This window comes from Salinisphaera sp. S4-8 (assembly GCF_040361235.1).
Lineage (GTDB): Bacteria > Pseudomonadota > Gammaproteobacteria > Nevskiales > Salinisphaeraceae > Salinisphaera.
Genome location: NZ_APNF01000006.1, coordinates 123,595 through 135,947, shown reverse-complemented (window position 1 = coordinate 135,947; position 12,353 = coordinate 123,595). Strand labels below are relative to the sequence as shown.

The window sequence follows — 12,353 nt, the reverse complement described above, 5'->3', positions numbered from 1 at the left end:
ATCGGGTATCCTGTCGCCCGCCGGGCCGCTCTACGGGGCGGCCTTTTTTATTGGCGCTGCGCGAATCGCCCGCTCGACGGCATTCTGGTGAGCGCCGATCCTAGCGTTTTTCTATTCGGTTCGTTGCGCATGCTCGATCTCGCCGACAGTACACAGCTGCTGCGCCTGCTCGCGGAGCCCACGCGGCTGCGGCTGCTGCTGTTGCTGATCGACCAGCCGATGACGGTAGCCGAACTCACCAACGTCACCCAGCTCACCCAGAGCCGGGTGTCCAGCCATCTCGCACGCCTGCGCGAAGCCGAACTGGTTCAGGATCGTGCCGTCGCCAACGCCCGCTTCTATAGCGTGGACGTCAAGCGCTGGCATCACGATATCCGCCCATTGTGGGGCGCATTGCTCGATACGCTCGATGACGCCGTCGTGCATCGTGATCGAGAACATGCCGCGGCGATCGTACGCCAGCGCAGCGCCCGCAGCAGTTGGGTGGAATCGGTCGCCGGCAGCATGGAGCGCCAGTATTCGCCCGGGCGAACCTGGGAAGCGATGAGCCGTGCCCTCATCGAACTGCTCGACCTGGGCGATGTCATCGATATCGCCTCGGGCGACGGCGTACTCGCCGAACTGCTGTGCCGGCGTGCCCGCCATGTCACCTGTATCGACCGCAGCGCAGCGGTCATCGAGGCCGCGCGTTCGCGGCTGAGTCAGCGCGGCAATGTCGGCTTTCGTATCGGCGACATGCATGCCCTGCCTTTCAATGAGGCCAGCTTCGATCAGGCCTTTTTGCTGCACGCGTTAAGCTATAGCGAAGACCCGCCGACCGCTCTGAATGAAGCGGCCCGTGTACTGCGCCGCGGCGGGCGCCTGACGCTGGCGACCATCGGCCGCCACGAACACGCGTCGACGGTCGCAGCGTACGACCATGTCAATCTGGGTTTCGAGGTGGGCCAGCTCAGCGATTGGCTGGAAGACGCAGGCCTTCAGGTGCATGACTGTGCCGAGCGCGCCCGCGAACCGCAGCCGCCTTATTTCCGTGTGATCACCGCGAGTGCGAGCAAGCTATGACCGAACAATCCTCGCGTCGCCTGTCGCGCCTGATCGCTGGCGCCATCTGGGGTTCGCTGCTCGCCGCGGCGCTGATCTGGGTCTATGTTCAGGGCCTGTCGATTCGCGAGATCATGCGCCTGGTCTACGAGTACGTGGTCGACAATCCGCTGGCACCGCTGGTCTATATCATCATCTACGGGCTGCGCTCGCTGACCTTCTTCCCGGCCATGTGGCTGACCATCGCCGCGGGTAGCCTGTTCGGCTTCGGCCCGGGGCTGGTCTATGCCCTGATCGGCGAGAACCTGTCGGCGAATATCGCCTATTTCATGGCACGCTTCTTTCGCAGCGAAGCCCATGCCAATGACGACAAGAACCCGCGTATCGCCGCGTTTCGCCGCTTACTGGTCGAACAGGCGTTTCCGACCACCGTGGTGCTGCGGGCCTCGTTTCTGCCGTTTGATCTGGTCAACTATGCCTGCGGGCTGCTGCGGGTACCGTGGGTGCCGTACGCGCTGGCCAGTGTCGTGGGCATGCTGCCGCCGATGATTACGTTCGTGAGCTTCGGCGCCACCGTGAACCTGCCTGATCTGCTGTCCAAGCAGGAGTTCTCGCCCGAGCAGCTGATCGACGCCGAACAGCTGATGATCTCTGCGGGCCTGCTGGTGGCCAGCGGCATAATCGCCTTTCTTGCCCACCGCCGCCGCAAGACCCTGGCCGCCCGGGCCGAGCGCAACGCGCAAGCCGATTCCGATTGACGCGGGCATACGCGCTTTGTAGCCTCTGGGGTAATCGATCGTTTTCGGGGACCGCGTGCGTTATCTGCTCGGGCTGATCATCGGCGCTGCCACCCTATGGCTGCTCCTGTCGGGCCATTACTCGCCCTTGCTGTTGGGTCTGGGCGCATTTTCCTGTCTGTTCTGTGCCTACGTATGCCATCGCATGGGCATCATCGACAGCGAAAGCGTGCCCTTGCACATGCTCCCCCGCCTGCCGGGCTATGCCCTCTGGCTCGGCAGCGAAATCGCCAAATCGAACTGGGACGTAGCCAAGCGCATCGTGCTGCCCGGCCGGCGCATTTCGCCCACCATCGTACGAATTCGGGCCGCTCAGGCCACAGAACTCGGGCAGGTGGTATTTGCGAACTCGATCACCCTGACGCCGGGCACGGTTACCGTGGCGCTACGCCGCGGCGATGCCATCGTGCATGCGATCACGCGCGAGAATGCCCAGGATATGGAAGGCGGCGACATGGATAAGCGCGTGCGCGCACTGGAACGGCCCTTCGCAAGCCCGAAGAACAAGGCGAAACAGCCATGATGTTTCTTGTTGCCATCATCGCCATCGTGGTGACCATGCTGCTCATTCTGGTACGTGCCCTGCTCGGGCCGACCGTCTACGACCGTATTCTCGCCATCAATCTGTTCGGTACCAAGACCGTGTTGTTCGTGGCCGTGCTGGGCTTTCTCAACGGCCGGCCGGAATTTCTCGATCTCGGGCTGATCTACGCGCTGATCAATTTCATCGGCACCGTGACCGTACTCAAGTTCATGCAATACGGCGATCTGGGCTGGGAAGCGGCGAGCGAGGAGCGCCCCGATGTGTAGCCGCGAGCGGCCCGCCGGCGCGAGCGCGAAGGTTTGGCGATGAACGGACTCATCGATACGGCAAGCTGGATACTGCTCGCCGGCGGGGCCCTGTTCAGCGTGATTGGCGGTATCGGCATGTTGCGCATGCCCGATTTCTATACCCGCATGCATGCCGCCTCGATTACCGATACCGCCGGCATGATCCTGATGCTTGCCGGGCTCATGCTGCAGGCCGGGCTCACGCTGGTGACCGCCAAGCTGGTGTTCGTGATGCTGTTTTTGTTGATCACGAGCCCAACCGCCACGCATGCCCTGGCCCGGGCCGCGCTCGAAGACAATATCGAGCCGCAAGTCGATTACGACGAGCGCTGATGCAGCCTGCGATTCGAACCAGTCGGGCGCGACACGATGCCCGGCCGGGCCTACTACGGCCAGGCACTCTGGCAGCGGGCAGCCGGTCGTGTAGCATTGGGCTGTCATCACGCTGGCAGACCCTGGCCGGACGTGCATTGCCGCGGTTCACCGACGACAGGATTGCCCCGTGACCACGGATATCGCACTCAACATCGTTCTGCTGACTTTCATGGCCATTACCGGCCTGGCGATTGCGCGACTGCGTAATCTGTTTCCGGTGGCGATGCTTACCGGCCTCTACAGCCTGCTTTCGGCGAGCCTGTTCACCCTGCTCGATGCCGTGGATGTCGCGCTTACCGAAGCCGCCGTCGGCGCGGGCGTGACCACGGTATTGTTTCTGGCCACCTTCGGGCTGACCCGGGCTCGGGAAAAACCGGTGCCGCGTTCGCGCACGCTCATCGGTCTGGCCGTGACCGTACTCACCGGCGCGGTACTGGTTTATGCAAGCCTGGATATGCCGCATTTCGGCGCTCGTCATACGCCGGTCCAGGATCACCCGCTACGTGATCGCTATCTGGAAACCGTCAGCGAAGAAATCGACGTGCCCAATACGGTCACCGCGGTCCTAGGTAGCTATCGTGGCTACGATACGCTCGGTGAGGTGGTGGTGGTGTTCACTGCCGGCATCGGCGTACTCATGTTGCTTGGCGTGGCCTGGCGGCGTCCTGCCAAGCCTGAAAAGCGAGATCGCTGATGCGTGAACATACCGTTTTACGGGTCGTCACCAAGGTGTTGATCGCCCCCATCCTGCTGTTCGCCCTGTATGTGCAGTTCCACGGCGACTACAGTCCGGGCGGCGGTTTTCAGGCGGGTGTCGTATTTGCTGCGGCGATCATCCTGTATGCGCTGATCTTCGGTCTGGCCGAGGCACGCCGTGCGGTTTCGCCCAACCTGCTGCGTATTACCGGCGCGCTCGGGGTACTCATCTTTGCGGGCACCGGCGTCTATGCCCTGCTCAAGGGCGGCAACTTTCTCGATTACGACTATCTCGCCCACGACGCGATTCATGGCCAGCACTACGGGCTGATACTGGTCGAATTCGGCGTCGGCCTGACCGTGGTATCGACGATTACTTCGATCTTCTACGTGTTCGCCGGGCGCGGTCGGCGTAACGACAGCGAGTCAACGCAAGGACGCTCGCAATGAATCTGGGCGCTTTCGTCGACAATTTCTTCGGCCTGTTCAACTACTGGGTCGTGATCGTGCTGATGATGATCGGGTTCTATACCGTCATTTCGCACGACAACCTGGTGAAAAAACTCATCGGCCTGAACCTGTTCCAGACGGCGGTGTTCGTGTTCTATATCAGCATGGGCAAGATCAGCGGTTCGACCGCGCCCATCCTCATGCACGGCGAAGGCAGCGAAGAGGTGCTCTATGCCCATCCACTGCCGCATGTACTGATCCTGACCGCGATCGTGGTCGGCGTCTCCACGACCGCCCTCGGTCTGGCGCTGGTGGTGCGCATCAACGAGGCCTACGGCAGTATCGAGGAAGACGACGTGCTCGAGGCCGACTTCGAAACCCAGGAAGAAGAAACCGAGGAAGAGGCCCAGCGTAGCGCGCGCGCCGAGGCCCGCCAGGAACGAGAAAGCGAAAACCTGGACCACGATGACGGCCGCGAAGAAGATGACGACACGGAGGCGCGTTCGTGATCGAAGCCTTTTTCGCGCAAATGCCGGCGCTGGTCATCGTGGTGCCGCTACTGGCGGCGCCGTTGTGCGTATTGCTGCATCGTGCCGGCCCGTCCTGGTTCGTGTATTGCCTGGCCAGTTGGATCTGTTTCGGTCTGGCCTTTCTGTTGTTCGTTCAGGTCAAGATCGGCGGCCCCATCAGCTATGAAATGGGCGGCTGGCCGCCGCCCTTCGGTATCGAGTTGCGTCTGGATGCGCTCAATACCGTCGTACTGCTGCTGGTCACCGGTATCGCGGCGATCAGCAGCCTCTACGCCAAGGCCAGCGTCGCGGCCGAGATCGCCAAGGAGCGCGCCTACCTGTTCTATGCCGCGCTGCTGTTGTGCTTTTGCGGGCTGGCGGGGATTACGGTCACCGGCGATGCCTTCAACCTGTTCGTGTTCCTGGAAATCTCATCGCTGTCTTCCTACGGCCTGATCGCGATGGGCAGCAAGCGCCGTGCACTGTTGTCGGCGTTTCAGTACCTGATCATGGGCACGATCGGCGGGACGTTCCTGCTCATCGGTATCGGCTTGCTGTTCATGATGACCGGCAGCCTGAATATGGCCGATATCGCCGCACGCCTGCCGGCCGTGGCCGATACGCGTACCGTCGAGGCGGGCCTGGCCTTTATCGTGGTCGGCGCCAGCCTGAAGTTCGCGCTTTTTCCGCTGCATGTGTGGCTGCCCAACGCCTACACCTATGCGCCCTCGAGCGTGAGTGCATTCATTGCCGCGACCGCGACCAAGGTGGCGCTCTATGCGCTGATGCGGTTCCTCTTTACCGTCTTCGGTGCGGCCTATGCCTTCGGCCATCTGCCGCTGGGCGAAGTGCTGATCGTGCTGTCGGTAGCGGCGATGCTGTCCGGCTCCATGGCGGCGATATTCCAGACCGACGTCAAACGCCTGCTGGCCTGGTCGAGCATCGCCCAGATCGGCTATATCGTGATGGGCTTTGCCCTGGCGAATCCGCAGGGCGTGACGGCTTCCGTGGTGCATATCGTCAACCATGGCCTGATCAAGGGCGCGCTGTTCATGGCCGCCGGGGCGATGTTCTGGCGTCTGCGCACGATCTCGCTCAACGATATCGCCGGTCTCGGGCGTGAGATGCCGATCACCTCGGCGGCGTTCGTGGTGGCCGGGCTGTCGCTGATCGGCGTGCCGGCGACCGGCGGTTTCATCAGCAAATGGGTGCTGCTGGAAGCGGTCATGGCGCCAGGCCACTACTGGCTGGCGATCGCGATTCTGGTGAGTTCGCTCATGGCGCTGATCTATATCGGTCGCGTTGTGGAAGCGTTGTATTTTCGTGAACGTCCCGAGGGTCAGCCGCCGGTCGGCGAGGCGCCCGTAATGATGCTGGGCGCGACCTGGACGCTGGTGCTGGCCAACATCGTGCTCGGGCTGTATGCGACACCGCTGATCGGCGCTGCCCAGCGTGCAGCCGCCGCGGTACTGGGAGACGGCGCATGAGTGCCCAATGGCTCGCCTGGCTGGTCGCATTTCCCGCGCTCATGAGCCTGCTCGTCGCGGCGACCGGGCGCTGGCCCAACCTGCGCGAAAGCGTCAGTGTCGTCACGGCCATCGCGCTGTTCGCGGGCATCGCGTTGTTTGTTGAACCGGTAACCGCCGGCGCGCGTCCGTCACTGACGCTGTTCGAAATTCTGCCCGGCGTGGGCCTGAGCTTTACGCTCGAACCGCTGGGCCTGCTGTTCGCGCTGGTGGCCTCCGGGCTGTGGTCGGTAACCACCGTTTATGCCGCCGGTTATATGCGCGGCAATGAAGAGCATGCCCAGACCCGGTTCTTCGTGTGCTTCGCCCTGGCCATCTCTGCCGCAATCGGCATCGCCTTTTCCGGCAACCTGCTCACGCTGTTCATCTTCTACGAGATGCTCACGCTGTCGACCTATCCGCTGGTTACGCATCACGGCGATGTCGAATCCCGCAACGGTGGACGTGTGTATCTGGGTATCCTGCTGACGACGTCGATCGGCTTTTTCCTGCCGGCGATCATCATCACCTATTTGCTCACCGGCAGTATCACTTTCGATGAGGCCGGCCTGTTCGGCGATGCCGGGCTCGGCGTGCTCGGCGCCGGCGCGCTTTATGCCCTGTTTCTCTACGGCACCGGCAAGGCCGCGCTCATGCCGTTTCATCGCTGGCTGCCGGCAGCGATGGTGGCGCCCACCCCGGTTTCCGCATTGTTGCACGCGGTGGCCGTGGTCAAGGCCGGCGTTTTCATCGTGCTCAAGCTCACGGTGTATGTCTTTGGCGTTCAGTTTCTTGCCGACACCGGCGCATCCGAACTGATGATGTGGGTCGCCGCGATCACGGTGCTGGGCGCATCGCTGATCGCAATGACGCGCGATAACCTCAAGGCGCGTCTGGCTTATTCCACGGTCAGCCAGCTGTCTTATATCGTGCTGGGTGCGACCATGGCCTCGAGCCTGGGTATTCTCGGCGGCGGCATGCATATCGCCATGCATGCCTTTGCCAAGATCACCCTGTTCTTCTGTGCCGGCGCGATCTATACCGCCACCCATCGCAAGTACGTGAGCGAACTGGACGGGCTCGGCTATGCGATGCCGATTACCTTCTCGGCATTTTTCATCGCCTCCGTTTCGTTGATCGGGATTCCGCCGATGGGCGGCATCTGGAGCAAGTGGTATCTCATGGAGGGCGCAGCGGACTCCGGGCATACCGCAATCATTCTGGTGCTGGCCCTGAGTTCGCTGCTCAATATCGTGTACCTGCTCGAAATCCCGACCCGGGCGTTCTTCCACAATCCACGCCCGGATACACCGCGCAACTGGCATGAGGCGCCCTGGGCCTGCGTGATTCCGCTATCGATTACCGCGGCCGGCTGTATCGTGTGGTTCTTCTACCCGCTGCCGTTTCTCAAACTACTGGCGCCATGGGCGCCGTAGCCCGATGAGGTGTGTCTGACATGTTGATCGAACGCAACCCGCAGCAATACCGCCGACCCAGTACGCCGGCACGCACCCGCTGGGCACGGGTGTTGTATGTCGTGTGTGCCCTCACACTCGTGCCCAGTCTGTTCATGCACCCGCATGCCGAATTCGGTTTCGCGGAGCTGCCGGGCTTTCATGCGCTGCTGGCGTTTGTAACCGGTTGTGTACTGGTGCTGGCCGCGATCGTGCTGCGCAAAATCATCATTCGGCCCGAAGACTACTACGAGCACCGCACCTGACATGTTGCCCGTCTGGCTGAACAACCCGGGGATGCTGCTGATCATCGCCGGCTGCGTGATCCCGATACTGCCCTATCGTTTGCGTATGGCCGTGCTGCTGGGCGCGCCCGCGGCAAGCCTGATCTGGCTGTGGCAGATTCCGCTGGGCACGACCACCTCCATGGCGTTGCTCGACTACACGCTCACCCCGCTACGGGTGGACGGTCTGGCCTTTACCTTCGGCGTGATCTTCAACGTCGCCGCGTTTCTGTCCGGGCTGTACATGGTGCATACGCACAGCCGCCTGGAGCCCGCGGCCGCGCTGGTCTATGCCGGGTCGGCATTGGGCGCGGTACTCGCCGGCGATCTGGTCACGCTGTTCATGTTCTGGGAAGTCACGGCCATCGCCTCGGCGTTGTTGCTGGTCATTCGCGGGCTGCGCGATGCCATGATCGTGGCGCGGCGTTATCTGCTCGTGCAGATCGGCTCGGGGCTGTTCCTGATGGGCGGCGCGGCGATCTATATTCATGCCACCGGCGATCTCGCCTTTGGTCATCTGGGCCTGGATGCACCGGGCAGCTGGCTGATTCTGCTCGCGTTCGGGATCAAGGCTGCATTCCCCTTGCTGCATAACTGGCTGCAGGACGCCTATCCCTCGGCGAGTGCGACCGGCACGGTGGTGCTGTCGGCGTTTACCACCAAAATGGCGATCTATGCGCTGGCCCGCGGCTATGCCGGCACGGATCTGCTGATCCCCATTGGGGCGGTGATGACGATCTTTCCGATCGTCTATGCCATGCTCGCCAACGACCTGCGCCGGGTGCTGTCCTACAGCCTGAACGTACAGCTGGGTTTCATGGTCGTGGCTGTCGGCATCGGCACGGAGCTGGCGATCAATGGCGCGGCAGCCCACGCGGTGACCCATATCCTCTACAAGGCACTGCTGTTCATGGCCATCGGCGCCGTGCTGCGCCAGACCGGCCATGTGCGCGCGACCGAACTCGGCGGGCTGGCGCGTCAGATGCCCTGGACGGCGGCCTTCTGCGTGATCGGTGCGGCATCGATCAGCGCATTCCCGCTGATGGCCGGCTTCGTGAGCAAATCCCTGATTCTGGCTGCGGTCGCACACGAACACTGGGCCGGCACCTGGATCACGCTCACCGCTGCCTCGGCCGGCGCGCTGCTGTATGTCGGCATCAAGATTCCGTATTTCGCCTTCTTCGCGCCCAACGACCAGATCGAGTGCGACGAGGCACCGCGCAACATGCAACTCGCGATGGGGCTGACCGCGCTGGCCTGTATCGCGCTCGGGCTCATGCCCTCGCTGTTGTATTCGATTCTGCCTTATCCGGTCGATTACAACCCGTACACGGCCAGCCATATCGTCAGTCAGCTGCAGCTGTTGGCGTTTTCCGCGCTGGCTTTCTGGCTGGCCTGGCGCGCGGGCCTCTACCCGCGCCCGAAACGCGCCGTACATCTGGATACCGACTGGGTCTATCGCATGCTACTGCCCCGCTTTGGCTACGCGGCCGAACGTGTCTATCACGCGGTGGTAGCCAAATTCGGCGGTGGCATGAACCAGCTGGCCGAACGGGGCATGGGCCGGCTGCGCCTGCGCTATGACGCACGCGGGGTGATGTCGCGTACCTGGAGCACCGGTTGGATGGTGCTCTGGGTCGCGCTGCTGTTGGTGGTCTATCTGATGCTCTATTACTGATCCGGCGTCAAAACAGCGGACCTGATCCGCTGTTTTCAACGCAGCCGCTCAGGCGAGGGAACACGTCCCGCCATGCCCGCTTTCAACCGGAAAACTCGCCGGCAGGAAAGGCGCGCAGATCACCCAAATCGAAGACAGGCTATCGCGGGCGTTCGCTGCCGCCTGGCGCAAGGGCCACGCGCTAGTTCATCTGTGTGATCTGCGGCTCCTGTTAAAGAACGAAGCCATCAAACGCGCGATTATTGATCGGAAAGTTATTTATCCGCAGATTACGCCGATTACGCCGATTTATTGATTCGGCCGGGGCGAGCAATCGACGGTATTGGCGCCTTGGCTTTGGCGGCAGTCGCGGTAAGGCAGCGTCCGCAGATCGACACAGATCACGCAGATCCAAGACAAGCAATCGCTGTCGTGTAACGCATGAGCCACGCGCATGTTCATCGGTGTAATCTGCGAAATCTGCGGTTCTTCTTGAAGAACGAAGCGATCACACGGTTGTTTGCCGAAATCCGCACGCGTGGTGGTGCGTCTGCGGACTGTCTTTAGCATGCGGCGCGAACATCAGAGCAACGGTCCTCGAACAATCTGACGTCCGTCTTATTCGCGTATCTTCGCGTTCATTTGCAGACACCCTGCCTGCTCGAGACGGGCCGCTGCGTTTCATACTTAATCGAGAAGTTATTTATCCGCAGATTACGCGGATCGAACACAGGCAATCGCGGACGCTCGCTGTCGTGTCGTCTGGCGATGGGCTCGGTGCGCAGCTTCGGGCCGGCGCCTACGCTTCGTCCAGGCTACGCCACAGACAGCGATCGCCACTGGCCTTGGCCAGCATCTCCAGATACTGATCGTGGGCGCTGCGTTCGGCATCGCTGGCACGGGTTACGCGCGGACGCCGACCGGCACGGGCAAGATGATCGGCGAGCCCGGCGGTGGCGAGCGCGCCGCTTTCTTCGGTGTCTTCGCCGGCCAGGCCGATATCGATCTGACCACCGGTCATGGCCAGGTAGACATCGCCGAGCAGCTGGGCGTCAAGCAAGGCGCCATGCAGCTCGCGATTGGAGTTGTCGATTTCAAAGCGCTTGCACAGCGCGTCCAGGCTGTTGCGTTGGCCGGGATAGAGCTGGCGCGCCTCGACCAGCGTATCGATCACGGCCTGACGCGATTCCAGCGGCTGATGCGCCGGGTCGACGAGCGCGAACTCGTGATTGAGAAAGCCCAGATCGAACGGCGCGTTGTGAATGATCAGTTCCGCGCCTTCCAGATACTCGGCCAGGGTCTGCGCGATTTCGGCGAAGCGCGGCTTGTCCTCGAGAAACTCCAGGGTGATGCCGTGGACATCGATCGCGCCCTGATCGATCTCGCGATCCGGGTGGATATACAGATGCAGATCGTTGCCGGTCAGACGCCGGTTGGCCAGCTCCACACAGCCGACTTCGATAATACGATGCCCCTGGGCGGGTTCCAGGCCCGTGGTTTCGGTATCCAGAACAATCTGTCGCATGCTTATCTCGTCACTTCCCGTACCGGTTGCGTGGTTAACGACCCATCTCGTCGATACCGCGATTGGCCAGCGCATCCGCTGCTTCGTTGCCCGGATCGCCGCTATGCCCCTTGACCCAGTGCCATTCGATCTCGTGCCGCTGGGTGGCTTCATCCAGCGCGCGCCAGAGGTCGTCGTTCTTGACCGGCTTTTTGGCGGCCGTTTTCCAGCCGTTGCGTTTCCAGTTGTGCATCCAGCTGGTAATGCCCTGGCGCACGTAATTGGAGTCGGTATGCAGCTCGACACGGCAGCTGCGCTTGAGCGCATTCAGCGCCTCGATGGCCGCCGTCAGCTCCATACGATTGTTCGTCGTATTGGATTCGCCGCCGCATAGCTCGCGCGTCTTGTCGCCAAAGCGCAGCAGCGCGCCCCAGCCGCCGGGGCCGGGATTGCCACGGCAGGCACCATCGGTATAGATCACTACGGGTTCGCTCATCGGCGGCATCTTACGCGATGCGATGCCCGGTGCGCCAAACCCACGGCTGCGGGTTTACGCGCGCCCGGCAGGGCTTTGCGAATGGGCGTACGCGGGGCGACCTGACGCCGCGCCGCCAGGCCATACGCCTGCGCGCACCAGGCGATCGTGCGCGCGCTACGACGGTCCTCGCCGACGCGGTGATAGCCGCCGAAGAATGGAAACCCCAGCCCGTAACGAATCAGTCGTTCGGGTTCGAATTCCAGCAGACGCAACCAGTCGTACAGGCGCGACGCGCTTGGCGGCGCCGAACACGGCCGAAAGGCCGGGGTGCGGCGCATGGGCAGGCTCTGGCGCAACGCCCAGAGCGACAGCGGGTTGAACGCCAGAATCACGACCTGGCCGCGCGCATTGAGCACGCGCGCACATTCGCGCAACAGCGCATGGGGCTCGGCGACCTGTTCGAGTGCGTGGGTCAGAATCAGCGCGTCGACGCTGGCTGTCGCCAACGGCAGATGACGCCCATCGAAGCGCACATCGGCCGTGCGCGTCTTGCCATAACCCAGCTGCCACTGGCACAGGGTGCTCGTGCTGCCCAGCAGCGAACGATCGTGCCCCCACTGGCCGATCTGAACGCATCGATAGCCGGTCAACTGTGGCAGCAGCTGGTCGAGCACGCGACGTTCGTACTGTACGAACAACCGTGCCCGCGCCGAACTCAGCCACTCGGCGCAATCGGTGTACTTGCCAGGCAGGAATCGAAACAATTGATTTT

At 62.5% G+C, this 12,353-nt stretch carries 15 protein-coding genes; 12 read left to right on the top strand and 3 right to left on the bottom strand.

Annotated features, from left to right (window positions below):
* Positions 1–87: 87 nt before the first annotated feature.
* From S4A8_RS10920 to S4A8_RS10865, 12 genes are all read left to right on the top strand, one after another.
* Entirely contained in the window at positions 88–1,062 is a 975-nt protein-coding gene (locus tag S4A8_RS10920) for a metalloregulator ArsR/SmtB family transcription factor (protein ID WP_353220164.1), read from the top strand.
* Complete coding sequence (locus S4A8_RS10915) at positions 1,059–1,799, top strand: TVP38/TMEM64 family protein (protein ID WP_353175997.1); 741 nt, start codon at positions 1,059–1,061, stop codon at positions 1,797–1,799. The genes S4A8_RS10920 and S4A8_RS10915 overlap by 4 nt, the downstream gene beginning before the upstream one ends.
* A gap of 55 nt (positions 1,800–1,854) precedes the next feature.
* Positions 1,855–2,361 (top strand): Na+/H+ antiporter subunit E, encoded by a 507-nt coding sequence (locus S4A8_RS10910; RefSeq protein ID WP_353220163.1) that lies wholly within the window; start codon positions 1,855–1,857, stop codon positions 2,359–2,361.
* Positions 2,358–2,648 (top strand): MrpF/PhaF family protein, encoded by a 291-nt coding sequence (locus S4A8_RS10905; protein WP_353176000.1) that lies wholly within the window; start codon positions 2,358–2,360, stop codon positions 2,646–2,648. Before S4A8_RS10910 ends, S4A8_RS10905 begins: the two co-directional genes overlap by 4 nt.
* Positions 2,649–2,687: 39 nt before the next feature.
* Entirely contained in the window at positions 2,688–3,002 is a 315-nt protein-coding gene (mnhG, locus tag S4A8_RS10900) for a monovalent cation/H(+) antiporter subunit G (RefSeq protein WP_353176001.1), read from the top strand.
* 169 nt (positions 3,003–3,171) lie between these two features.
* Positions 3,172–3,738 (top strand): DUF4040 domain-containing protein, encoded by a 567-nt coding sequence (locus S4A8_RS10895; RefSeq protein WP_353176002.1) that lies wholly within the window; start codon positions 3,172–3,174, stop codon positions 3,736–3,738.
* Positions 3,738–4,190, top strand: coding sequence for a Na(+)/H(+) antiporter subunit B (locus S4A8_RS10890; RefSeq protein WP_353176004.1), 453 nt, complete (start codon positions 3,738–3,740; stop codon positions 4,188–4,190). Before S4A8_RS10895 ends, S4A8_RS10890 begins: the two co-directional genes overlap by 1 nt.
* Positions 4,187–4,699 carry a cation:proton antiporter subunit C gene (locus S4A8_RS10885; protein WP_353176006.1) on the top strand — a complete coding sequence of 171 codons (513 nt, stop codon included), beginning with the start codon at positions 4,187–4,189 and terminating at the stop codon, positions 4,697–4,699. Before S4A8_RS10890 ends, S4A8_RS10885 begins: the two co-directional genes overlap by 4 nt.
* Before the next feature lie 20 nt (positions 4,700–4,719).
* Positions 4,720–6,186 carry a monovalent cation/H+ antiporter subunit D family protein gene (locus tag S4A8_RS10880; RefSeq protein ID WP_502950734.1) on the top strand — a complete coding sequence of 489 codons (1,467 nt, stop codon included), beginning with the start codon at positions 4,720–4,722 and terminating at the stop codon, positions 6,184–6,186.
* A complete protein-coding gene (locus S4A8_RS10875) occupies positions 6,183–7,640 on the top strand; it encodes a monovalent cation/H+ antiporter subunit D family protein (protein ID WP_353220161.1) in 1,458 nt (485 codons plus the stop codon). Before S4A8_RS10880 ends, S4A8_RS10875 begins: the two co-directional genes overlap by 4 nt.
* Positions 7,641–7,660: 20 nt before the next feature.
* Entirely contained in the window at positions 7,661–7,924 is a 264-nt protein-coding gene (locus S4A8_RS10870; protein ID WP_353176012.1) for a hypothetical protein, read from the top strand.
* 1 nt (position 7,925) lies between these two features.
* On the top strand, positions 7,926–9,620 hold the full coding sequence (locus S4A8_RS10865; protein ID WP_353176014.1) for a Na(+)/H(+) antiporter subunit D: 1,695 nt from the start codon (positions 7,926–7,928) through the stop codon (positions 9,618–9,620).
* Positions 9,621–10,398: 778 nt separating this feature from the next.
* Here the strand turns inward: S4A8_RS10865 and dnaQ are convergent.
* From dnaQ to S4A8_RS10850, 3 genes are read right to left on the bottom strand one after another with little or no spacing between them, the layout of a single operon-like run.
* Positions 10,399–11,124 carry a DNA polymerase III subunit epsilon gene (dnaQ, locus tag S4A8_RS10860; RefSeq protein WP_353220160.1) on the bottom strand — a complete coding sequence of 242 codons (726 nt, stop codon included), beginning with the start codon at positions 11,122–11,124 and terminating at the stop codon, positions 10,399–10,401.
* A 34-nt stretch (positions 11,125–11,158) separates the two neighbouring features.
* The gene (gene rnhA, locus S4A8_RS10855; RefSeq protein ID WP_353220159.1) at positions 11,159–11,599 is read right to left on the bottom strand and encodes a ribonuclease HI; all 441 of its coding nucleotides are present in this window, start codon (positions 11,597–11,599) and stop codon (positions 11,159–11,161) included.
* Positions 11,596–12,345 carry a class I SAM-dependent methyltransferase gene (locus S4A8_RS10850; protein ID WP_353220158.1) on the bottom strand — a complete coding sequence of 250 codons (750 nt, stop codon included), beginning with the start codon at positions 12,343–12,345 and terminating at the stop codon, positions 11,596–11,598. The genes rnhA and S4A8_RS10850 overlap by 4 nt, the downstream gene beginning before the upstream one ends.
* Positions 12,346–12,353: the final 8 nt, after the last annotated feature.

Excerpts from the sequence above, each read along its gene's own strand:
- S4A8_RS10880 (WP_502950734.1), top strand. The coding sequence starts at position 4,720 with ATGCCGGCGCTGGTCATCGTGGTGCCGCTACTGGCGGCGCCGTTGTGC.
- S4A8_RS10875 (WP_353220161.1), top strand. The coding sequence starts at position 6,183 with ATGAGTGCCCAATGGCTCGCCTGGCTGGTCGCATTTCCCGCGCTCATG.
- dnaQ (WP_353220160.1), bottom strand. The coding sequence starts at position 11,124 with ATGCGACAGATTGTTCTGGATACCGAAACCACGGGCCTGGAACCCGCC.
- S4A8_RS10905 (WP_353176000.1), top strand. The coding sequence starts at position 2,358 with ATGATGTTTCTTGTTGCCATCATCGCCATCGTGGTGACCATGCTGCTC.
- S4A8_RS10890 (WP_353176004.1), top strand. The coding sequence starts at position 3,738 with ATGCGTGAACATACCGTTTTACGGGTCGTCACCAAGGTGTTGATCGCC.
- rnhA (WP_353220159.1), bottom strand. The coding sequence starts at position 11,599 with ATGAGCGAACCCGTAGTGATCTATACCGATGGTGCCTGCCGTGGCAAT.
- S4A8_RS10885 (WP_353176006.1), top strand. The coding sequence starts at position 4,187 with ATGAATCTGGGCGCTTTCGTCGACAATTTCTTCGGCCTGTTCAACTAC.
- S4A8_RS10915 (WP_353175997.1), top strand. The coding sequence starts at position 1,059 with ATGACCGAACAATCCTCGCGTCGCCTGTCGCGCCTGATCGCTGGCGCC.
- S4A8_RS10870 (WP_353176012.1), top strand. The coding sequence starts at position 7,661 with ATGTTGATCGAACGCAACCCGCAGCAATACCGCCGACCCAGTACGCCG.
- mnhG (WP_353176001.1), top strand. The coding sequence starts at position 2,688 with ATGAACGGACTCATCGATACGGCAAGCTGGATACTGCTCGCCGGCGGG.
- S4A8_RS10865 (WP_353176014.1), top strand. The coding sequence starts at position 7,926 with ATGTTGCCCGTCTGGCTGAACAACCCGGGGATGCTGCTGATCATCGCC.